The sequence below is a fragment of the Nocardia sp. NPDC051990 genome (assembly GCF_040680755.1).
GTDB lineage: Bacteria > Actinomycetota > Actinomycetes > Mycobacteriales > Mycobacteriaceae > Nocardia.
Genome location: NZ_JBFAXH010000001.1, coordinates 805,887 through 826,666 on the forward strand (window position 1 = coordinate 805,887; position 20,780 = coordinate 826,666).

At 65.0% G+C, this 20,780-nt stretch carries 24 protein-coding genes, 4 tRNA genes and 3 pseudogenes; 11 read left to right on the top strand and 20 right to left on the bottom strand.

Annotated features, from left to right (window positions below; all coding sequences use genetic code 11):
- Positions 1-151: 151 nt before the first annotated feature.
- On the bottom strand, positions 152-532 hold the full coding sequence (rplL, locus tag AB0L63_RS03485) for a 50S ribosomal protein L7/L12 (protein WP_364389602.1): 381 nt from the start codon (positions 530-532) through the stop codon (positions 152-154).
- Positions 533-705: 173 nt separating this feature from the next.
- Entirely contained in the window at positions 706-1,239 is a 534-nt protein-coding gene (rplJ, locus tag AB0L63_RS03490; protein ID WP_364493818.1) for a 50S ribosomal protein L10, read from the bottom strand.
- A 414-nt stretch (positions 1,240-1,653) separates the two neighbouring features.
- On the opposite strand from rplJ, the pseudogene AB0L63_RS03495 reads away from it, so the two are divergent.
- A pseudogene (locus tag AB0L63_RS03495) lies at positions 1,654-1,894 on the top strand (MFS transporter); the annotation flags it as partial.
- Here the strand turns inward: AB0L63_RS03495 and AB0L63_RS03500 are convergent.
- From AB0L63_RS03500 to AB0L63_RS03550, 11 genes are all read right to left on the bottom strand, one after another.
- Complete coding sequence (locus tag AB0L63_RS03500; protein ID WP_364493821.1) at positions 1,884-2,435, bottom strand: NADPH-dependent FMN reductase; 552 nt, start codon at positions 2,433-2,435, stop codon at positions 1,884-1,886. The pseudogene AB0L63_RS03495 and the gene AB0L63_RS03500 overlap by 11 nt on opposite strands.
- 106 nt (positions 2,436-2,541) lie before the next feature.
- Complete coding sequence (gene rplA / locus AB0L63_RS03505) at positions 2,542-3,255, bottom strand: 50S ribosomal protein L1 (RefSeq protein WP_364493823.1); 714 nt, start codon at positions 3,253-3,255, stop codon at positions 2,542-2,544.
- Positions 3,256-3,333: 78 nt separating this feature from the next.
- Positions 3,334-3,768 (bottom strand): 50S ribosomal protein L11, encoded by a 435-nt coding sequence (gene rplK / locus AB0L63_RS03510; RefSeq protein ID WP_364493826.1) that lies wholly within the window; start codon positions 3,766-3,768, stop codon positions 3,334-3,336.
- 103 nt (positions 3,769-3,871) lie between these two features.
- Complete coding sequence (nusG, locus tag AB0L63_RS03515) at positions 3,872-4,648, bottom strand: transcription termination/antitermination protein NusG (RefSeq protein WP_364494037.1); 777 nt, start codon at positions 4,646-4,648, stop codon at positions 3,872-3,874.
- A gap of 107 nt (positions 4,649-4,755) precedes the next feature.
- On the bottom strand, positions 4,756-5,142 hold the full coding sequence (secE, locus tag AB0L63_RS03520; RefSeq protein WP_364493830.1) for a preprotein translocase subunit SecE: 387 nt from the start codon (positions 5,140-5,142) through the stop codon (positions 4,756-4,758).
- Between the two features lie 29 nt (positions 5,143-5,171).
- Positions 5,172-5,244: transfer RNA gene (locus AB0L63_RS03525), tRNA-Trp, on the bottom strand.
- Between the two features lie 232 nt (positions 5,245-5,476).
- Positions 5,477-6,535, bottom strand: coding sequence for a fused (3R)-hydroxyacyl-ACP dehydratase subunits HadA/HadB (locus AB0L63_RS03530; protein WP_364494039.1), 1,059 nt, complete (start codon positions 6,533-6,535; stop codon positions 5,477-5,479).
- Between the two features lie 263 nt (positions 6,536-6,798).
- Positions 6,799-6,969, bottom strand: coding sequence for a 50S ribosomal protein L33 (rpmG, locus tag AB0L63_RS03535; RefSeq protein ID WP_357429959.1), 171 nt, complete (start codon positions 6,967-6,969; stop codon positions 6,799-6,801).
- Between the two features lie 43 nt (positions 6,970-7,012).
- Positions 7,013-7,088 (bottom strand) — tRNA-Met (locus AB0L63_RS03540).
- Between the two features lie 90 nt (positions 7,089-7,178).
- Positions 7,179-7,251 (bottom strand) — tRNA-Thr (locus tag AB0L63_RS03545).
- A 143-nt stretch (positions 7,252-7,394) separates the two neighbouring features.
- Entirely contained in the window at positions 7,395-7,886 is a 492-nt protein-coding gene (locus AB0L63_RS03550) for a YajQ family cyclic di-GMP-binding protein (protein WP_062983802.1), read from the bottom strand.
- A 203-nt stretch (positions 7,887-8,089) separates the two neighbouring features.
- Between AB0L63_RS03550 and AB0L63_RS03555 the strand changes: the two genes are divergently transcribed.
- Positions 8,090-8,172: transfer RNA gene (locus AB0L63_RS03555), tRNA-Tyr, on the top strand.
- 53 nt (positions 8,173-8,225) lie between these two features.
- On the opposite strand, the gene AB0L63_RS03560 is transcribed toward AB0L63_RS03555, so the two are convergent.
- Positions 8,226-8,735 carry a hemerythrin domain-containing protein gene (locus tag AB0L63_RS03560; RefSeq protein ID WP_364493833.1) on the bottom strand — a complete coding sequence of 170 codons (510 nt, stop codon included), beginning with the start codon at positions 8,733-8,735 and terminating at the stop codon, positions 8,226-8,228.
- 126 nt (positions 8,736-8,861) lie between these two features.
- Here AB0L63_RS03560 and AB0L63_RS03565 point away from each other — a divergent pair, with 126 nt between their 5' ends.
- A complete protein-coding gene (locus AB0L63_RS03565) occupies positions 8,862-9,326 on the top strand; it encodes a helix-turn-helix domain-containing protein (RefSeq protein WP_364493836.1) in 465 nt (154 codons plus the stop codon).
- 37 nt (positions 9,327-9,363) lie between these two features.
- On the opposite strand, the gene htpX is transcribed toward AB0L63_RS03565, so the two are convergent.
- A complete protein-coding gene (htpX, locus tag AB0L63_RS03570) occupies positions 9,364-10,239 on the bottom strand; it encodes a zinc metalloprotease HtpX (protein WP_364493839.1) in 876 nt (291 codons plus the stop codon).
- Positions 10,240-10,468: 229 nt separating this feature from the next.
- Entirely contained in the window at positions 10,469-11,491 is a 1,023-nt protein-coding gene (locus AB0L63_RS03575; protein WP_364493842.1) for a polyprenyl synthetase family protein, read from the bottom strand.
- Positions 11,492-11,685: 194 nt separating this feature from the next.
- Here AB0L63_RS03575 and AB0L63_RS03580 point away from each other — a divergent pair, with 194 nt between their 5' ends.
- The 3 genes from AB0L63_RS03580 (at position 11,686) to AB0L63_RS03590 (ending at position 13,897) form a co-directional block, all read left to right on the top strand.
- A complete protein-coding gene (locus AB0L63_RS03580) occupies positions 11,686-12,966 on the top strand; it encodes a geranylgeranyl reductase family protein (protein ID WP_364493844.1) in 1,281 nt (426 codons plus the stop codon).
- Position 12,967: 1 nt separating this feature from the next.
- Positions 12,968-13,381 carry an AraC family transcriptional regulator gene (locus AB0L63_RS03585; RefSeq protein WP_364493847.1) on the top strand — a complete coding sequence of 138 codons (414 nt, stop codon included), beginning with the start codon at positions 12,968-12,970 and terminating at the stop codon, positions 13,379-13,381.
- 78 nt (positions 13,382-13,459) lie between these two features.
- Positions 13,460-13,897: a VOC family protein gene (locus tag AB0L63_RS03590; RefSeq protein WP_364493849.1), complete on the top strand. Its 438-nt coding sequence runs from the start codon at positions 13,460-13,462 to the stop codon at positions 13,895-13,897.
- A gap of 47 nt (positions 13,898-13,944) precedes the next feature.
- Here AB0L63_RS03590 and AB0L63_RS03595 read toward each other — a convergent pair whose 3' ends face one another.
- On the bottom strand, positions 13,945-14,451 hold the full coding sequence (locus tag AB0L63_RS03595; RefSeq protein ID WP_364493852.1) for a DUF2505 domain-containing protein: 507 nt from the start codon (positions 14,449-14,451) through the stop codon (positions 13,945-13,947).
- A gap of 40 nt (positions 14,452-14,491) precedes the next feature.
- On the opposite strand from AB0L63_RS03595, the gene AB0L63_RS03600 reads away from it, so the two are divergent.
- The 4 genes and pseudogenes from AB0L63_RS03600 to AB0L63_RS03615 all read left to right on the top strand — a co-directional run.
- Positions 14,492-14,974: a DUF3592 domain-containing protein gene (locus tag AB0L63_RS03600; RefSeq protein WP_364493855.1), complete on the top strand. Its 483-nt coding sequence runs from the start codon at positions 14,492-14,494 to the stop codon at positions 14,972-14,974.
- Positions 14,975-15,063: 89 nt separating this feature from the next.
- Positions 15,064-16,206 carry a glycosyltransferase family 1 protein gene (locus AB0L63_RS03605; RefSeq protein ID WP_364493858.1) on the top strand — a complete coding sequence of 381 codons (1,143 nt, stop codon included), beginning with the start codon at positions 15,064-15,066 and terminating at the stop codon, positions 16,204-16,206.
- 166 nt (positions 16,207-16,372) lie between these two features.
- Positions 16,373-17,086 carry a demethylmenaquinone methyltransferase gene (locus AB0L63_RS03610; protein WP_364493861.1) on the top strand — a complete coding sequence of 238 codons (714 nt, stop codon included), beginning with the start codon at positions 16,373-16,375 and terminating at the stop codon, positions 17,084-17,086.
- 127 nt (positions 17,087-17,213) lie between these two features.
- A pseudogene (locus AB0L63_RS03615) lies at positions 17,214-17,585 on the top strand (hypothetical protein); the annotation flags it as partial.
- A gap of 77 nt (positions 17,586-17,662) precedes the next feature.
- Here AB0L63_RS03615 and AB0L63_RS03620 read toward each other — a convergent pair.
- Positions 17,663-17,776, bottom strand: a pseudogene (locus AB0L63_RS03620) (aldo/keto reductase); the annotation flags it as partial.
- 107 nt (positions 17,777-17,883) lie between these two features.
- Complete coding sequence (locus AB0L63_RS03625; protein WP_364494053.1) at positions 17,884-18,039, bottom strand: hypothetical protein; 156 nt, start codon at positions 18,037-18,039, stop codon at positions 17,884-17,886.
- 214 nt (positions 18,040-18,253) lie between these two features.
- On the opposite strand from AB0L63_RS03625, the gene AB0L63_RS03630 reads away from it, so the two are divergent.
- Positions 18,254-18,481, top strand: coding sequence for a hypothetical protein (locus AB0L63_RS03630; RefSeq protein ID WP_364493864.1), 228 nt, complete (start codon positions 18,254-18,256; stop codon positions 18,479-18,481).
- A 222-nt stretch (positions 18,482-18,703) separates the two neighbouring features.
- Here the strand turns inward: AB0L63_RS03630 and menD are convergent, their stop codons facing one another.
- Complete coding sequence (gene menD, locus AB0L63_RS03635) at positions 18,704-20,347, bottom strand: 2-succinyl-5-enolpyruvyl-6-hydroxy-3-cyclohexene-1-carboxylic-acid synthase (protein WP_364493867.1); 1,644 nt, start codon at positions 20,345-20,347, stop codon at positions 18,704-18,706.
- Positions 20,348-20,780: the final 433 nt, after the last annotated feature.

Below are 20,780 nucleotides of genomic sequence, written 5' to 3' on the forward strand. Positions count from 1 at the left end.
ATCCCATGAGCATGAAGCGGCACACCCTTACCTGACCGAAGAGTAACCCCGAAACACTCGCAATATTCGCATTACGCGGCGCACGCTTCATGACAAAGCAAACGGGCGGCCTCCCCATGGGAGGCCGCCCGTTCGGCGAGTTACTCGCGAATTACTTGACGGAGACCTTGGCGCCGGCCTCTTCCAGCTTCGCCTTGGCAGCCTCGGCGGCCTCCTTGGCGACCTTCTCCAGGATCGGCTTCGGCGCGCTCTCGACCAGGTCCTTGGCTTCCTTCAGGCCCAGACCCGAGACGATCTCGCGGACCACCTTGATGACCTGGATCTTCTTGTCGCCGGCACCCTCGAGGATGACATCGAACTCGTCCTGCTCCTCGGCGGCCTCGGCCGGAGCGGCACCACCGGCGACGGCGGCGACGGCGACCGGAGCAGCCGCGGTGACCTCGAACTTCTCCTCGAACTTCTTGACGAAGTCCGACAGCTCGAGCAGGGTCATATTGCCGAAGGTCTCGAGCAGTTCGTCAACGTTGGCCATTGATATTTCCTTTCGGTAGTTGATTGTCTATGTGGGCGAGCCGCACGCGATCCACCCGCTGTGTTGAATTTGCGGCGCTCACGGGGCCCTGTGTGGGCGCGTACGCCTTGCAGAGAGCTCATCGACACCCGCCGATGCGCCTCCGGGCCCGTCGCTCCCGCCGCGGGCGGGTATTACTCGGCGGCTCCGCCTTCGGCCTGCTTCTTCTCCTGCAGCGCTGCGGCCAGGCGGGCCACCTGCGAAGCAGGAGCGTTGAACAGACCGGCAGCCTTCGCCAGGTTGCCCTTCATCGCGCCGGCCAGCTTGGCCAGCAGCACCTCGCGGGAGTCCAGATCGGCGATCTTCTCGACCTCGGCAACGGACAGCGCGGCGCCGTCCATGTACCCGCCCTTGATGATGAGCGCCTTGTTCTCCTTGGCGAAGGTCTTGATGGCCTTCGCCGCGTCGACCGGCTCGCCCTTGATGAAGGCGATGGCGGTCGGTCCGACGAACAAGTCGTCCAGGCCAACGACGCCCGCTTCCGCGGCCGCCCGCTTGACCAGGGTGTTCTTGGCGACGGAGTAGGTAGCGCCTTCGCCGAGCGCGCGACGCAGATCGGTGATCTTACCGACCGACAGACCACGGTATTCCGTGATGACGGTGGCCGACGAGCTCCTGAACTGCTCCGTGATCTCCTCGACCGCGGTGACCTTCTCGGGTTTTGCCATACTTCGCCTCCTCTCTGGATGTCGGTTCGTATTCGAACTGCCGAGTACCAGGGGCCGGCGATAAAGCAAACGCCCCGAACGCAGAGCGTTCCGGGGCGCAGTAGGTGATCGACCGAGGCATAGCCCGGATCGAATCCCAGCCTCGGTCCTCCCTGCGTGGGCCGCCGGCTCGATGCCGGACCTTCGACCACACCCGAATGGGCGCAGCAACCAACGGTCTTCGGTAGAACGGATTGGGTAGTCATCGAACTCGTCGATTACTTCGGTCCAGAGTAGCCGAACCCGCCCCATCTGCCAAAACGGCACTCCCCGGCTCCCCGGAACTTTTACCGCTCGTGAGTACCACCAAACCGACGTCGCGGACCAACGGCGATGCGGGAGTTGAGTTTTGGGCATACCCGGTGAGTTACCCAGGTGCGGCGCTTCATTGCCCTGGCCGTCATCTGCCTTGTGGAACTGGTGGTCGTCCTCGACAACACCATCATGTATGTGGCCCTGCCTGCCCTCAATCGGAGTGGAACTGGCCATCGGCCTCACCGGCCAATGGGCCGTCGATGCGTACACCCTGACCTTCGCCGGCTTGTTCGGCGGCGACCGCTACGGACGCCGCCGTGTCCTGATGATCGGCCTGGTCGGCATGGCCGTCATGTCGATTCGCCTTCGGCAAGGTCGACCGCCTGACGGACCAGCAGGTCGAGAGCCGCCAGTGCGCGGGTGCGGAATTCTGAAGTAGTGACAAGGCCGTTCGCGTCGACCGCATCGCGTGCCACGGGCAGGCGGGCGCAGATTGCCGGGTCGACGATCGCGCCGATATACCCCAGCACCGTTGTCAGGGTCGCGGCCGCACCCTCGCCACGCCCCTGGGCGGCGACATTGAGGAAAGCGGTTGGCTTTTCATAGAGGTCGGCGGTCCCGACGGTCCAATCGAGCAGGTTCTTGAAGCTGCCGGGGAGCGTGCCCGCGTACTCCGGGGTACAGAGCAGGACCGCGTCGGCGCGGGACATGTGTTCGCGCAATGCGACAACCGAGGGATGTCCGGTCCCATCGTCATCCGGGCTGAAAGCGGGTAGTTCGGATAGCCCGTCGTACCAGAAGGTTTCGATACCCTCCGGCGCGATCGCCGCAATGGTGCGGAGTGCGGCGGTATTCGTCGAAGCACTGCGCGTACTTCCGGAGATGAGCAGAACAGTGGTCACCTCAGCGGCAACCATCGCCGCGCGCGAATTAATCCGGCAACCACTCGAAAAAGCAAAGGGCGGGAACGCGATTCGCGTTCCCGCCCTGGTGCTGGTGTGCTGCTACTTACGCATCCTCGTCGAGGAGGTTGCGGGTGCGGTTCGGGTCCACCGGGATGCCCGGTCCGGTGTTCGTCGAGACCGTCACCTTCTTGACGTAGCGGCCCTTGGCGGTCGACGGCTTGGCACGCAGGATCTCGTCCAGCGCGGCGCCGTAGTTCTCCACCAGCTTGGCATCATCGAAGGACGCCTTGCCGATGACGAAGTGCAGATTGGCCTGCTTGTCGACGCGGAAGTTGATCTTGCCGCCCTTGATGTCGTTGACGGCCTTGGTCACATCGTTGGTGACCGTGCCCGTCTTCGGGTTCGGCATCAGGCCGCGCGGGCCGAGGACACGTGCGATCCGGCCGACCTTGGCCATCTGGTCCGGGGTGGCGATCGCGGCGTCGAATTCCAGCCAGCCGCCCTGGATCCGCTCGATCAGATCCTCGGCACCGACAGCATCCGCACCGGCGGCCTCGGCCTCGGCGGCCTTCTCGCCGGCCGCGAACACAATGACGCGGGCGGTCTTACCGGTGCCGTGTGGCAGGTTGACCGTGCCGCGGACCATCTGGTCGGCCTTACGGGGATCCACACCGAGACGAACGGCGACCTCGACGGTCGCGTCGGTCTTGGTGGTTGCGGTCTCCTTCGCCAGGCGCGCGGCGGCCAGCGGGGAGTAGAGCTGCGTGCGATCGACCTTCTCGGCCGCGGCGCGATACGCCTTGCTTCGTTTTGCCATGATTGTCTGTCCTTAGTGTGGTTCAGAAGTGGTTATCGGGTCTGGCCGACCCTCCCACCGGGATTGCGAGTGCGAAACTCAGGCCTCGACGGTGATACCCATCGAACGAGCGGTACCCGCGATGATCTTGGCCGCCTGGTCGATGTCCTTGGCGTTCAGATCTTCCTGCTTGGTCTTGGCGATCTCCCGGACCTGGTCCATGGTGATCTTCGCGACCTTGGTCTTGTGCGGCTCGGCCGAGCCCTTCTGCACACCGGCGGCCTTGAGCAGCAGCTTGGCGGCGGGCGGGGTCTTCAGCTTGAAGTCGAAGGTCCGGTCCTCGTACACCGAGATCTCGACCGGAATGACGTTGCCGCGCTGCGACTCGGTCGCGGCGTTGTACGCCTTGCAGAACTCCATGATGTTGACGCCGTGCTGACCGAGCGCGGGGCCGACCGGAGGAGCCGGGTTCGCCTGGCCGGCCTGGATCTGAAGCTTGATGATCCCGGCGAGCTTCTTCTTCTTGGGGGGCATCTTTCTTTCCTAGGGTTTTGGTGTCCTTGCTCTTTGCAAGCCTGGTGAATCGACCCGCCGGGCCGATTCATCCCGCAGTACCGGCCGGAGCCGAAAAGCGGAACTAGATCTTCGCGACCTGGGTGAACGCCAGCTCGACCGGAGTCTCGCGACCGAAGATCGACACGAGCACCTTGAGCTTCTGCTGCTCGGCATTGACCTCGGAGATGCTGGCGGGCAGCGTCGCGAACGGCCCGTCCATCACGGTCACCGACTCGCCGACCTCGAAGTCGACCTCGATGACCGGCTTGGGCGCGATATCGGCGGCGGCAGCCGCGGCGACGGCCTCGGCGGCCGGCTTCTTCTGCTGCTGTGCGGCCGGGACCAAGAACTTCACCACATCGTCGATGGAAAGCGGCGACGGCCGCGAGGTGGCGCCGACGAAACCGGTGACACCGGGGGTGTTGCGCACCGCGCCCCACGATTCATCGTTGAGTTCCATCCGGACCAGGATGTAGCCGGGCAGCACCTTGCGGTTGACGTGCTTGCGTTGGCCGTTCTTGATCTCGGTGACCTCTTCGGTCGGCACCTCGACCTGGAAGATGTAATCCTCGAGGTCCAGGTTCTGCACGCGGGTCTCGAGGTTGGCCTTCACCTTGTTCTCGTAACCGGCGTACGAGTGGATCACATACCAATCACCGGGGGCGCGCCGCAGCGCGGCCTTCATCTCGGCGACCGGATCGGCGGGTTCGGCATCGACAGGAGCGGCCTCGACAACTTCGGCGTCAGCGGCGTCGGATTCGTCGACCACAGCATCCTCGACGGCCACGGACTCCTCGACGGTCTGCACCGCGTCGTCGACCGGGAACTCGTCGGTTGTGTCGTTCTCCGGGGTGCTCACTGGGGCACTCGCTTCCTGTGTCGTCACGTACATCCTTTGCGTACCGGGCCGGGCGCGCTGTGTAACGCGCCGCCCCGGGGTCGGCTACCGGCGTCGGCGGCGATCAGCTAGCCGAACAGCCAGTTGACACCCTTGATGAACGCCAGATCCAACCCGCTGATGAACGCGACCATGAAGACCACGAACACCAGAACAACGCTCGTATAGGTGACCATCTGCTTCCGGTTGGGCCAGATCACCTTGCGCAGTTCCGCGACTACTTGGCGCAGGAACTTGATCAAACGCTTGAACGGGTTACCCGTCTTCTTGCGTTCGGCCCGATCGGTCTTCTTGGCTGCCTTGGTCGACGTCGGCCGATCGATCGTGGCGACCGAGCCCGAATCGGCATTGCGACTGCGCCGCGCGGACCTCTTACCGCTCGGCCGAGCCACCGCGGCGGTGTAGTCGTCCTCGGCCGCATGCGCGCCGTGGCGAGTATCCCGCTCGTCGACCACGTCGATCCTTTCGTCGCTGGCATCCAGGGCAGGGGCGACAGGACTTGAACCTGCAACCTGCGGTTTTGGAGACCGCTGCTCTGCCAGTTGAGCTACGCCCCTTCGGTTGGACACTCGAGCCGTCCAACCACTGTTCATTATTCAGTTGTCGGTCTAACTATCCGGTGCCACACAACACGCGCGCCACCCCGGCAGATGCCGGCCCCGTCGGCGAATCCTTGCGGACTCACCTGGAACCAGCCCTTGCAGAGCAGCGCGCAGCGGCTGGTGACCCCAGAAATCTGAGTGTACGTTACCGCCCGCGGCATATGCCAATCAGGGTCAATCGACCAGGTCAGGCCAGTTGGACCGTCGCGGTGGCGCGTCCGAAGATCTTCTTGCCCGCCGACTTCGCCACAATGGCGACGACCGCGGTCCGGGTCTCCGGATCCACCGACTTCACCTTACCTGTGAACTCGACCTCGGCAGGCTCCTCGGAGCCGACGTAGACCGGACTGGTGAAGCGGACGTTGTACTCCTTGACCGCGCCCGGATCGCCGAGCCAGGAGGTGAGGAAACCGCCGCCGAGCCCCATGGTGAGCATGCCGTGCGCGACCACGTTGTCCAGACCGACCAGCTTGACGACCTCGTCACTCCAGTGGATCGGATTCGCGTCGCCGGAGACACCCGCATAGTTCACCAGATCGCCGCGGGTCAGCCGGACGGTGCGCGGGGGCAGCTCGTCGCCGACGGTGACGTCGGCGAAGTTGATCGCGTGCTTGTTCGCCACGATCGCGGGCGCCGGCGCCGCGCGCACGTCGGTGCCGGCCCCGGTGCGCGGATGGTGGTTGGGGGCGTCCTCACCGATGCCATGCATGAGCACATTGCGGACCGCGTCCTGCAGGTTCGGATCGATATCGCCGCCGCTGCGCCCGATCAGCGTGGTGTAGGTGGTGAGCACCACCTCATCGTTCTGCGCGGTGACGATGTTCTTGGTGACGATGATGTCGCCGCCGAAGGCCTGCCGGAACGAGTGCAGGTAGACATCGCAGACCAGCCGGTCGCCGACCTTGATGGGCCGGTGGAATTCCAGAATCTGATCGGTCTGCATGATCTGGCTCAGGTCGTAGCCCGTGACGATCTGCTCGAAGAGTTTGCGCTGGGCCAGAATTCCGACCAGGGAGATGAAGGTGAGCGGGGCGAGCAGGCCGTCGTAGCCGTATTCCTGCGCGGCGTCCTCATCCCAGTGCAGCGGGTGGTAATCCTGCACGGCGCGGGCGTACTCACGCACCTTCTCGCGGCCGACCTCGTAGTAGTCGTCGACGCGGTAGTGATGACCGACCATCGCCGCGGCATGCGCCGCGGGGTCGAGTTCTTCGTCCGTTGCGACCGCTTCGTCTATACCGGTGTTGATTGTCACGGGAGGACTGTACCTATCTGACCCCGAGCCCCGGAGTCGACGGAGCGTTCACGACCGCGCCTCGCTAGCGCTCGGCTCCGTCATGCCCGCTTGGCGGCTGTGTCGATCGGTTACTCGCTTCGCGCGCAACGTCCACCGCACTCGAGTCGTAAAACACGTCAGGGCCGGACATATGTCCGGCCCTCGCAAGTGTCACGACCCGATAGTCCGGGATGAACCCGGAATTCAATCAACGCGGCAGCGGCACGCGTGGTGGACTAGCGGGATTCGCGGTGCGCCCGGTGGGTACCGCAGTTCGAGCAGAACTTCTTCAGCTCCAGCCGATCCGGGTCGTTACGCCGGTTCTTCTTGGTGATGTAGTTGCGGTGCTTGCACTGCTCGCAGGCCAAGGTGATCTTTGGCCGGACATCGGTGGACTTCGCGGCCACGATATTCCTTCTTTCGGGTCAACCAGATGGTCTGATCGGTCTCTGGTAGCGATGGCCGGACTTGAACCGGCGACACAACGATTATGAGTCGTTTGCTCTACCGACTGAGCTACACCGCCATGGGGTCGCATTGCTTGATGATGCCGCGCCCGGCCCCACAGAGTGGAGGTTGTAGCGATGCCGAGTCGGTCACCACCGGCAATCCGGCGAGCCCCCTAACGGAATCGAACCGTTGACCTTTTCCTTACCATGGAAACGCTCTGCCGACTGAGCTAAGGGGGCATGACTAGCCCCGCACCGTAACCTACATTCCGGACTCCGGCGCGGCGAAGTCTTGAACGAGGTTACACACTCACCGGTCACACCTCCAAACCGTGTGGTCAGAGCGGTTTTTGCGGCCACACACGCGGCGGCCGCCACAACACCTACCGGTAATTGACGAACTGCAGCGCGATACCGAAGTCCTCCCCCTTCAGCAGTGCGATCACGGCCTGCAAATCGTCGCGCTTCTTACTGGAGACGCGTAGTTCGTCGCCCTGGATCTGCGCCTTGACGCCCTTCGGCCCCTCATCGCGGATCTTCTTGGAAATTTTCTTCGCATGCTCGGTGTCGATGCCCTGCACCAGCGTGCCGGTGATTTTGTAGGTCTTGCCGGAGGCCGCGGGCTCGCCGGCATCGAAGGCCTTGAGCGAGATATCGCGACGAATCAGCTTTTCCTTGAACACCTCGAGTGCCGCCTTGACCCGCTCCTCCGCCTCGGCACTGAGCACGATCTTGTCCTCACCGGACCATTCGATACTCGCGCCGGTGCCACGGAAGTCGTAGCGGGTGTTCAGCTCCTTCTCCGCCTGATGCAGCGCATTGTCGACCTCCTGCCGGTCGACCTTGCTGACAACGTCGAAAGACGAATCGGCCACACTTCGCTCCTGTCCTGGCGGTCCAACGGGTCTGGACAGACCCTTCCAGCGATCTGCAAACAGTCGCTACGGGCCGGTTTTTCCGGTCACCGTCAGTTCTACCCCGGAGGGCGACCGTAGTCCTGTCGCATGGCCATGGCCAGCCGGTTTGCATTCTGGGTGCGGGTTCGTTGTAAGCTGCTCTGCGCGCCGAGAAGCGCGACGGCAGGTTGCCCGAGCGGCCAATGGGAGCAGACTGTAAATCTGTCGGTGAAAGCCTACGTAGGTTCGAATCCTACACCTGCCACCGAAAGCCCCCGTCGATCATGATCGACGGGGGTTTCTCATTTCTCCTGGGATTCACCGCTGTCGAAGCGTTGCCGGGTCGGTCGCATTCAAGGTGGCCACGAGTTCGTCCTCCTCGTAGCTGAAATGGGTTTCCAATTCCTTGGCGAGACGATCGAATTCGGTTCGTAAACGGACCGGTTCGGGAGTGCTCAACATTTGCTGCAGATCAGCGAGGGCAGCGGCGACCACGCCGTGCTCACGTTGGAGCCGCTCGACCACCGGAGCCAATTCCGGATGCTGGCGGGCCAACGCCGGGAATACGCCGTCCTCATTGCTGTGATGCTCATGCAGCGCGCCACAGAACGCGACACAGTGACTACGCAGATCCATTGGCAGGCTTGGGATTTCACCGCCCTCCCCGAACTGGTCGAGTTGCGCGCGAACCGTCGCGAGATCGCGACGCAATTGCGCGTGCACGGTCCGCAGATGGTCGCCGATGGCAGCGGCGCGCGGCGGCGCACGGAACTCCTCGATGATCGCCGCATTGAAATCTGCCGCCGAAGTCGGGTGTGCATCCGTCATGTCCTGCGTCCTTCCGGATCGCCGGGCGGACCGGCGACCGCTGGTACTAGCCTCGCTAGAGAGATCAGTTTTTGCTTTGCAAGCAAAAATACTTTGTGAGCAAAGGCTATTGGGAGGTGCAGGGAGATGTCAACGGCTGCGCGTGGCATCGGGGTGGATGCGGGCATTCGGAGTTTGCTGCTGCTCATGCCGCGAGTGGTGGGGCGAGCCAAGAAAATGCGCGTTCCCGACGAGCTGCAATCGTTTTCGCTTGCGCCGCGACATCTGTCACTGCTCGCGAATCTGGTGTTCGAAGGACCGATGACGGTGAACGAGCTGGCCGCGCGGCTGGAGGTGGCGCCGACGACCGTCAGCCTGATGGTGGGTGATCTGAGCCGTCAAGGCGTGCTGGAGCGGCGCTCGGACGAGACGGACCGCCGTCGCACGATTGTCGCGATCGCGGCGGCGCACGAGAAGTCGGTCAACGCCTGGCTCGGTGGCAGTGCGCGGGCATGGCGGAAGGTGCTCGAGCCGTTGAGTGCCGCGCAGCGGCAGATGTTCGTGGAGACGCTACGGGCCTACGAGCGGGAACTCGCGGCCGAGCACGATTGAACGCCGGTGGGATCGGTGACGAGCGTCCGGTCTCCGATCAGTAGTTGCGGTGCCCGCCCGCCATCTCCTCGAGACGGGCGATGCGATCGGCCATCGGGGGGTGGGTGGAGAACAAGCGCGCCGCACGCTCACCGGCCCGGAACGGGTTGGCGATCATCAGATGCGACTGGGCCGTCAGCTGCGGCTCCGGGGGCAGTGGGGCGGCCTGTACCCCGCGCTCCAGCTTGCGCAGCGCCGAGGCCAAGGCGAGCGGGTCGCCGGTCAGTTCGGCGCCGGACTGGTCGGCTTGATATTCGCGGGATCGGGAGACGGCCAATTTGACCAGGGTCGCGGCGATCGGGCCGAGCAGCGTCACCAGGATCACGCCGAGGATATTGGGGCCCTCACCATTGCGGTTACCGCCGAACATCGAGGCGAAAAAAGCCAGGTTGGCCAGTCCGGAGATGACCGCGGCCAGTGCGCCGGCGATCGAAGAGATCAGAATGTCGCGGTTGTAGACATGCGATAGCTCATGGCCGAGTACGGCGCGCAGTTCGCGCTCGTCGAGGATCTGCAGGATGCCGCTGGTGCAACAGACCGCGGCATGGCGCGGATTGCGCCCGGTCGCGAAGGCATTGGGGGCATTGGTCGGGCTGATATAGAGCCGCGGCATCGGCTGACGCGCGGCAGTCGCGAGCTCGCGCACGATGCGGTAGATGACCGGGGCCTCCAACTCGCTGACCGGTTGCGCGTGCATGGCTTTGAGCGCGATCTTGTCGCTGTAGAAATAGGCGTAGGCATTCATGCCGATTGCCAGCAGGATCGCCAGGAAGAGAATCATCGGGCTGCGGAACATCGCCCCGGCGAACACGATCAAGGCCGAGAGGCCGACCATGAGCCCGAACGTCTTCAGCCCATTCGCATAACCGTGCATATCCGCCTCTCCGCGTATTCAGGCCAGACAAGTCAGTGCCGCGAGACTTGATCACAGGTCCTGCGTCGAGTGCCTACTCAGGCCTTGGGTGCACCCGGCGAGTTACCCATGTGCTCACGAAATCAGCTGTCGCGTTGCCACGATCTCACCGAATGCATTACACCTGGTCAACGCCAAGGTCTGCGCGAAGGTTCCTGATCGAAATGTGAGCTTGCCAGCTCGGTGCTGCCTAGCCGACGCGTTCGATGGTGTAGCGGACCAGGCGCTCCAGGGCATCGTTGGCCGGGCCCGACGGCAGCGCGGACAGTTCCGCGTGCGCGATATCCGCGTAGCCCTGCAACTTCTCCTTGGCCAGCACCATGCCGCGGGAGTGGGCGAGCAGCGACAGCGCCTCCGCTACCTCGTCGTCGGTCTGCAGCGGGTAGGCGAGCAGTTTACGCAGGCGGTCGCCCTCGGCGCCCTCATCGCGCAGCGCGTACAACACCGGCAGGGTGTGCACGCCCTCGCGCAGGTCGGTGCCCGGCGTTTTGCCGGACTGTTCGGCCGCCGAGGAGATGTCGATGATGTCGTCGGAGATCTGGAAGGCGGTACCGACCGCATCGCCGAGCCGGGCCAGCCGCTCGACATGTTCGGCATCGGCGCCGGAGAAAGAGCCGCCGAAACGTCCGGCGGCGGCGATCAGCGAGCCGGTCTTTTCCCAGACCACGCGCAGGTAATGCTCGACCGGATCCTGGGATTCGCGCGCACCCATGGTTTCCCGCATCTGACCGGTGACCAGTTCGGCGAAGGTTTCGGCGATGATCCGCACCGCGTCGGGACCCAGGGTCGAGGTGAGTCGGGACGCGTGCGCGAACAGATAGTCGCCGGCGAGGATGGCAATGCTGTTGCCCCAGCGCGAATTCACGCTCGGGGCGCCGCGGCGCATGGGGGCCTCGTCCATGACGTCGTCGTGGTAGAGGGTCGCCAGGTGCACCAGCTCGATCACGGTGCCCGCGGTGATCAGCGCCGGATCGGTGGGGCGCGGACCGAGCTGGCCGGTGAGGATGGTGAACAGCGGGCGGAATCGCTTACCCCCGGCCTTGGCCAGATGTAGCGCCGCCTCCTGTAGGAACAGCTCGCCATCGGACAGCTCATCGATCAGGAGTTTTTCGACATCGATCAGGCCATTGCGCACGGTCTCCGCGAGCTCGGTGTCACCGAGATCGACTCCGGCCACCACCGTGCTTTCCTCACTCACAGCCGATGTACTCATCTCTTCTCCCAGCGGTGCGTCCGACCCCACGGTAGAGAACCTAGCCTGTCCCCGCCGCGCGGCCCATGAACAACGTCACTATGCGGTGTATCAGACACTGTCGCATATCGTTTTTCGACGGCATCGATCGCATGGTCTGCGACGCGGGCAGGCTCCATCGACACGAACCGAATGCTCCTGCAAGTATTGAGCGCATGGGTTCACCGGATGTCACCCCCGCGGGCGGGGACGGGGAGACGCAGCGCGCGATTCCCACACAGACCGAAGTACTCGTGGTCGGCGCCGGGCCGGCCGGTTCGGCCTCCGCCGCTTGGGCCGCGCGGGCCGGTCGCGATGTCCTACTCATCGATTCCGCCGTCTTCCCACGCGACAAGACCTGCGGCGATGGACTCACCCCGCGCGCGACCGCCGAGTTGGAGCACCTCGGGCTCGGCGATTGGCTGCGCGCGCACACCGTGAACCGCGGCCTGCGGCTGACGGGTTTCGGTCGAGAGGCCATGCTGCCGTGGCCGGGCGGTTCGTTCCCAAGGTATGGAAGTGCCGTTCCCCGGGCCGAACTCGACGACAAGCTGCGTGAGACAGCGGTGACGTCCGGGGCCCGGATGCTGGATGGCACGAAAGTGATCGATATCATCCGCGAGGATGATCGCGTCACCGGTGTGACGGTGCAGACGGCAAACGGCACCCGTTCGATCGGATGCAAGACACTCGTCGTCGCCGACGGTGTCCGTTCCCCGATCGGCAAACTGCTCGGACGCACCTGGCATCGGCGCTACGCCTATGGCACCGCGGCCCGCGCCTACATCAAATCCGCGCGCAGCGACGACCAGTGGATCACTTCGCATCTGGAGCTGCGCAATGCCGACGGCGAGTTGGTGCCCGGCTACGGCTGGGTGTTCCCGCTGGGCAATGGCGAGGTGAATATCGGTGTCGGCTCGCTGGCCACCGAGCGGCGGCCGTCACATATCGCACTGAAACCGCTGCTCGAGCACTACACCTCGTTGCGCCGGGACGAGTGGCAGTTCGAGGGTTCGCCGCGGGCGGTCGCCTCCGCGCTGCTGCCGATGGGTGGGGCGGTATCGAATATCGCGGGGCGCAATTGGGTGCTGATCGGCGACGCCGCGGGCTGTGTGAATCCGCTCAACGGCGAGGGCATCGATTACGGACTGGAAGGCGGGCACATGCTCGCCGGGCTGCTGGACGAACCGGATCTCACGACGGTGTGGCCGGAGCTCTTGCGTGCCCGCTACGGGCGGACGTTCTCGGTGGCGCGGCGAATCGCCGGACTGGCGACCCACCCGCGGACAGTGCCGATGGGCGGGCCGCCGGTGATGCGGTCGAAGTATCTGCAGCGCACCGCGGTTCGGGTAATGGGCAATCTGGTCACCGACGAGGATCTGGATCTGACGGCCAGGGCCTGGCGGGCCGCGGGCCGGGCGTCCTATCGCTTCGACGAACTCGCACCCTTCACCTGAGATGACCGGATTGCCCGCGCTCGATCTGCTTCCGCATCTGCGGCGAGCCCGCGATCTCGCGGACCGAAACTATGCCGAGCCGTTGAATCTGGACGAATTATCCGCTGCCGCAGGGGTTTCGAAGTATCACTTCTTGCGCGCATTCGCGGCCGTATACGGCGTGACGCCCGCGGCTTACCTGGCCGAGCGGCGGATCGAGCGGGCACAGGATTATCTGCGGGCGACCAATCTCACCGTGACCGAGGTCTGCATGCTGGTCGGGTACAGCAGTCTCGGGTCGTTCAGCAGTAAGTTCCGGCAGTTGGTCGGGGTGACGCCATCGGAGTATCAGGCCAAATTCGCCGATGGCGCGCCGCGCATCCCGGGCTGTTATGTGTTCATGCACGGGCTCTCGGATCGCAAGCCGCGTAGTTGAGTCGCTCGGCTCAGCGGTTCGCACAGCTCAGCAATTTCGGAGAAGCGTCCAGGTCGACACGTTTCCTAGCCTTTGGGCATGACTATTACGAATGTCTCGCTGGTCACCGTGCACGTCACCGACCAGGACGCGGCCAAGCAGTGGTACACAGAAAAGCTGGGGTTCGTGGAGCGCAGCGATGTGATGATGGGCGACAACGGATTCCGCTGGGTCAGCATCGCACATCCCGATCACCCCGAACTCGAAGTCACCCTGATGATTCCGGGACCGCCGCTGGATGAGAATCTCGCCGACGCCATCCGCCGGGCCCTGGCCAATGGCACCAACGGCGCGCTCGGCCTGAAAACCGACAACTGCCAGAAGACTTTCGAGGAATTGACCGCCAAGGGCGTGGAGTTCATTCAGCCACCCGCCGAACGCCCCTATGGCACCGAGGCGATCATCCGGGACAACTCCGGCAACTGGCTGGTGCTGGTGGAGCCGAAGGAATTCACTCCGGAGGATTTCGCCGGGTAGTCGACGAGCCGATACGCCCCGGCTTTCGCCGGGGCGTTGGGGACACCTCAGGCGCGCGCCTGTGCGGCGACCCACTCCTCGATATGTTTGCGCTCGCTCTTGAGCACCCGCTGGTGCAGCTGCTCGGCGAGCGGTTCGATCGCACCGCCGACCAGCGGAACTTTGACCTGTATGGTGCCGGCGACCTCGATCTCCGAACCCTCGACAGTCGGACGCAGCTCATAGGTGCCCGACATTTCGCTGCTGATGCCGCAGGTGGCACCCTCGAATGTGCCCTTGGCGATCTCGCCGTCCAATGCCTGCCAATTATCGGTGCGCGAGAGCACCAATTCGCTCTCGAGTACCTTGCTCACGATGCCGGGAACCTTGTCATCGCTTGCCTTTTCGGTCATATGGATGCGGATGGTGTCCGCGCCCTGCGGATGCGAAAGGTCGAGCTCGGCGGTCTCCGCACCCGCGAACCGGGACAGCCAGACGTCATCGTTGGTGAGTGCCCGGTGAAGATCTTCGACCGGGACGGTGTAGGGCACGGTGAAGCTGAATTTTCGGGACATGCGCGCACACGGTATCGGAGGTGGCAAGTAGCCTGTTGTGGTGTCGGAAACCAGCCAGTCTGAAAGGCGTTCGAACCGCCTGCGGCGGGCCAGGATCGGGGTACTGACGGCGGCCGTCTTCCTCAACGCCCTCGTCGTGCTGCTGGTGCTCGCCGCCTGGCGCAACGACTATGTGATCAGCTCCGACAAGGGTGTGACCTCCGCCGAGGTGCTTTCGGCCGGGCGGATGCGCTCGGCGGTCATCTATGTCACACCAGACGGGAAGACACATAATCCGAAGGTCGGAGTGCTGTATCCGACCAACCTCACCGCGGGTGAGCGGATCAATGTGGAGTACAGCCGCAAGGATCCGGATCTGGTCCGGGTGGCCGGGCGGGATGTGCGGGTCGCGATTCAGCCCGCGCTGTCGGTGATTCTGGTGGTGTGGGCGGTCGCGCTGCCCACGATGTGGCTGCTGCTGCGGGCCCAGCGCCGCACGCCGGGACCCGTGGACGAACCCCGCGCGGCGGCCGGCTCCGCCTGAGTCGAGCAGCCCCGACAGTTCGCCGGATCTTTGCGTATCGGTCATTTCGACGTGACGGCGTGGCGCGTTGCGCGGGCCAACCTGGGATGGTGCGAGTAGCCATCGTTTCGGAGTCGTTCCTGCCGAATATGAACGGCGTCGTCAATTCCGTCCTCCGGGTGTTGGACCACCTGGACCAGCACGGGCACGAGGCGCTGGTGATCGCGCCGGATACACCGCACGGGCTGCCCGCCGCCGCGCGGTCCTATCGCCGGTTCCCAGTGCATCGGGTACCAGCGATCATGGTGCCGAAGGTCAGCTCACTGCCGGTGGGCCTGCCGCAGCCCGGAATCACCGCCGCGATCGACGAATTCGATGCCGATGTGGTGCATCTGGCCTCACCTTTCCTGCTCGGCGCGGGTGGTCTCGGCGCGGCGATGCGGTTGGATCTGCCAACGGTCGCGATCTATCAGACCGATGTGGCCGGATTCGCGAAGAGCTATGGGCTCGGTTTGGCCAGTCGGGCGGCCTGGGCTTGGACGCGACGGATTCACGAGGGCGCGACACGGACGCTGGCACCGTCGCGCGCGGCTGCCGAGGATCTGGCACGGCACGGCATTGCGCGGGTGCACCGCTGGGGTCGCGGAGTCGATATCGGCCGGTTCACGCCGTCGGCGAAGCAGCCGCAGCTACGGGCCTCCTGGTTGCGCGGGCAGGACAAACTGCTGGTGGGGTTTGTCGGGCGGCTGGCCCCGGAGAAGCATGTGGAGCGGCTCGCGGTGCTGGCGAATGATCCGGCGATCCAGCTGGTGATCGTCGGGGATGGGCCGATCCGGGCCCGGTTGGCGCGGATGATGCCGACCGCGATCTTCACCGGTGAGCTCGGCGGTGCCGAACTGGCGCAGGCGTACGCGAGTCTGGATGTAATGGTGCACGCGGGCGAGCATGAGACGTTCTGTCAGGGTGTGCAGGAGGCGCTGGCCGCCGGGGTCCCGGTGATCGGGCCGGATGCCGGCGGACCGCGCGATCTGATCGCGCACTGCCGTAACGGTTATCTACTGCCGGTGGATCGCTTCGCCGAGCTGCTGCCCAGTGCGGTTGCGGCGCTTTGTGATCCGGTCTTGCGGGCACGTTTCGCCGCGGCCGCCCGCAAGTCCGTGCTGCACCGGACCTGGCCCGCCATCTGCACCGAATTGCTCGGCCACTACGCCGACGTCACGGGGATTCGGACCCAGTTGCCGCACACCGCGTGATCCGCTGTCGCGTGTGAGTTTCGCGACCTGGCGAAAGCCTCTTCCGGCCAGGTGACACGGTATGACCACGGAGAATTCAGACACGCTCGATGGTGGGGCGGATCGTCTGGGCCAGTCCGGCGCGGGAGCCTCGCCCGGCATATGTTGCACGCGGTAGGTTCGGGGCGTGGCGAAAACAGAGCAGCGGGAACCGGTTCGGGCTTCGCTGGACAAGCAGCCGCACGAGGTCGCGTCGATGTTCGACGGGGTCGCGAAGCGGTACGACCTGACCAACACCGTCATCTCCTTGGGACAAGACCGATATTGGCGCTGGGCGGTGCGCAAGGCTGTGGCGCCGCGGCCGGGTGAGCGGGTGCTCGACCTCGCCGCGGGCACCGGGATTTCGACGCTGGACCTGGCGAAATCCGGTGCCTGGTGCCTGGCGGCCGACTTCTCCCAGGGCATGCTCGCCGCGGGCAAATCCCGCAATGTGCCGAAGGTGGCCGCCGATGCGACCGCACTGCCCTTCGCCGACGATTCGTTCGACGCGGTGACCATCTCCTACGGCCTGCGCAATATCTCCGAAACCGATGCCGCACTGCGCGAAATGCTGCGAGTCACCAAGCCGGGCGGGCGAATGGTGGTCTGCGAGTTCTCCACGCCGATTGTGCCGATCTTCGGCACCATCTATCTGGAGTACCTGATGAAGGCGCTGCCGAAGGTCGCGGTGGCGGTAAGCAGTAATCCGGATGCCTACGTCTACCTGGCGGAATCCATCCGGGCCTGGCCGAATCAGCGGCAGTTGGCGCTGCGGATCGCCGACGCGGGCTGGTCGTCGGTGAAATGGCGCAACCTGACCGGCGGCATCGTCGCACTGCACCGCGCTTACAAATTGGGCTGAGGCGCCGAATCGGGCTGAGCACCTGGAAATCGGCATATTTTCGTGGCGCACGGGAAACCTCACCGGGAGATTTGGCCGCGGTGCGGTCAATTGTCATCTGTCGATAACGTCGAATAAATCGGCCGCAATCGGCGGTGCGCATGATCGGTGGCATGACCGATGCTGGCACCCATCGCGCGAGCGCCGTAAGAACGGCGTGCTCATACTGCGGCGTCGGCTGCGGCATCGTCGTCGAGACCAGCGCGGGTGCCGACGGCGCGCCGGTCATCACCAAGGTGCGCGGTGACACACTACATCCGGCGAATGCGGGCCGGCTGTGCACCAAGGGCGGCTGCGGACCCGCTACGACATCACCAAGATCAGCCATGATCTGCTCACCTTCATCGCCGAACGCAATCCCGACAACCGGCTCGCGAAACTGCTGCGCCGCGATAATCGCAATGAACTCGACAACTACCTGTGGGACCGGCAGGCCGTCGATGTGCTACGCGATTTCCCGTCGGAAATGCGGTGCGCGCTGCAGAAATATCGGTACCGCGGATTCGGTGGCGTCGGCGAGGAAGGTCGAGCACACCCCGCCGCGCCGTCCTCGGAGGCGCCATCGGAATAGACATCGGCCGTATCGAACATGGTGACGCCCGCTTCCATGCTGATATCGACCAATCGGCGCGCCTGCTCCGCATCGGTATCCGAAGATACCCCGGCCGCCTTCGGGCGGTGTCCCTGAGGAATTCGAGCAGGATGGTCAGGTGGGCGGGGTCGACGGTCGGTTGCTGATTGGTAGCGCGGGCGAGATCCTAAGTGCGGACAACGATTTCGTCCAAGGCGACGGAGGCCATGACGACCGCCGGGACGCGCACGCCACCCGCTTCGGTCTCGCCGTCCCAGGCCGCCGGATCGAGCCAGGCCGAAATGACACGAACGGGTGTCGCGGTGCGGTCGGCGCGGTTCATGGCGGGGCGCACAGTGGCGCTGGTCGAATTCCGGCGAATGGTTCGGGTCCGATCGATGGCGAGTAGCAGGTGGGTTGCCGCGCGGCCCGACTAGGAGCATTCTCGTCAGTGTTGGACTGTTGTCCGCCTGTGCTGTGTGATTCCACAACAACGGGTATTCACTCGATGGAGCACCGGATGCCAGCCGGAAAGCCTGCGCGGAGAGGAGTGAACGATGACTGAACCCAGCACGTCCCGCACTCTGGACGAGGTCCCGGAAGGCGACTTCGTCGAACAGTCCGTCGCCGCCTATCCGGATCCGGCGTACCCCGATGACACCGCCGATCGCGATCTCGCGGAGACAGTCGATCGAGACGCCTTCCGCGCCAATCCGGCCGATATCGTGGAACAGTCGATCCCGGTGCCGCTCGATGACGATCGCGATGCCGAGCCTGGGTACTGATCCGCCTCGGCCGCGGCAAGGGCTCGCAAGCACCTGAAAGCACGGCAGCGGCGATCACCCGCTGGCCGGGAGCCGGCGCCGGCCAGCGGCGTCCGAGTCGTGCGATCTGGGCGATTCCGCCGCAGCGACCGAAAGGGGGCGCGCAGAGCCGATCTCAGCTCACGCCTGCGCCTCGACCGAGCGATGCTCAGCTGTGCCTATGGTTCACTCGCTGACGCTCGCTCACGGAGCGATCCTGGCCCGCACCCTCGCGTGCAACTCGCGCAGACTGGAGCGCTCGGTCGCCACCTCCAGCACCCGCAACCCGTGCGCATGTCCGGCCAACTCGGCCGCCAACTGCACGGTATCGACCTGCTTGTGCGGAATCCGATAGGCGGCACACAGCGCGGCCAGATCCATCCCGTGCGGCGTACCGAAGACCCGCTCGAAAACACCGGCGTACTGCGGATCACCCTGTTCCAGGAGTTCGAAGATGCCGCCGCCGTCGTCATTGGCCACCACGATGGTCAGATCGGCGGGGCGGGGTTCACCGCGGCCGATGAGCAGGCCGGAGGCGTCGTGCAGGAAGGTGAGGTCACCGATCAGCGCGATGGTGCGGCCGGTGTGGTGCAGTGCCGCGCCGACGGCTGTGGAAACGGTGCCGTCGATACCGGCCACACCGCGATTGGACAGCACCCGGACACCGGGCCGCGGATGCGAGACCAGGGCCGCGTCGCGCACCGGATTGGATGCGCCGAGCAGCAGCTGATCGCCCTCGCGCAGCGCGTCCATCACCACCGCGGCGACATGCAGCCCCGTCGGCTTCGGATGGTTGGCCAGTTCCGCGCGGACGACCTGATCGGCCTTCGTATCGAGTTCGCGACAGTACGCGAGCCACTCCGCACTCGGCGCCCCCGTGGTCACCGCCCTGGTTCCGGTACCGACCACATTGCCGGAGACATCGGGCCAACGTGGACCGGTGGTGAGCGCGTAGACGGTGACGGCTGGATCGGCCAGCACCTTCGCGACCTGACGATGCAGCGTCGGCCGCCCGGTAATGATCGCCTGCCGCGGCTTCAGCAGCGGCAAGGCCAGTGGATGCAGGTGCGGACCGTGCATGGGCGCCGTGGGTTCGGCCACCGTCGGCAGCGTGGCCAATTCCGGCCGCAATCCGGCGCCGTGGCCGGAGATGACGACCGTATCGGGCGTCAGGTCGAGGTCGAGCGGCACATCGAGCGTCGCGTACTGGGTGCTCGTCCACGCCTCGCCACCGGGACGGCCCTGGGGCGCCCACTCATCCGGCGTGTGATCCGGCACCAGCGGCTCGCGCAGCGGAATATCGAAATGCACCGGCCCGGCATTGCCGGAACGAGTACCACGGGCCGCGGCGAGTACCCGGCAGACGGCCGAACGCCACTGGCTGTTCTGGTGTCCGTAGGGCAGGTTGTCATCGGTACCCGACTCCTCCTCGGCGAGTCCGAGGCTGATCGAAGCCCGGACCTGGCTACCAAACAGCCCGAACTGTTCGACAGTCTGATTGGCGCCGGAACCGAGCATCTCGTAGGGCCGGTTGGCGCTCAGTACCACCAGCGGCATCCGAGCGTAGTTCGCCTCCAGCACCGCGGGGCCGAGATTCGCGACGGCGGTCCCCGAGGTCATCACCACCGGTACCGGCTGTCCACTGGCAATGGCGAGTCCGATGGCCAGGAAGCCCGCGGTGCGCTCGTCGATGCGCATATGCAGGCGCAGTCGGCCCACCGTATCGGCCTCTTGCAGTGCGAATGCCAGGGGCGCGTTTCTCGACCCTGGACAGAGAACGACATCCCGCACACCCCCGCGCGCAAGCTCGTCAACGACCACGTGCGCCTGTGCTGTAGACGGATTCACGTCTCCAGCCTCTCAGACAGTTGCTTCGCCGTCTTCGTCACCCCGCTCACAACACACGTGTTCGATGGGGATTTCGCCGCCCGCGTCCACCACCGGACGCGGGCAGCTGGCATGCGCCGCAGATCGATAAATCCGCATCAGCACAGCGAATCGATTTGCGGTGCAACGTTACCGCCCGAGTCACCCACCACAGAGCGAGTCTAACGAGCGACGTTCGCCGCCGTCTCGCGTCCGAGTCATCGAAGCGCACACCACACGCGCGAGCGTCAGGTGTCGAACGCCCCACCCTCACCGACCACCACGGAGCGAGTCTTACAAGCGACGTTCGCGGCCGTCTCGCGTCCGAGTCGTCGAAGCGCATGCGACGAAGTCGCGAGTCTCGACGGCGCCGCTGGCGACTGCTTGCAGGTGGCTCGAAAGGGGCAGTCGCGAG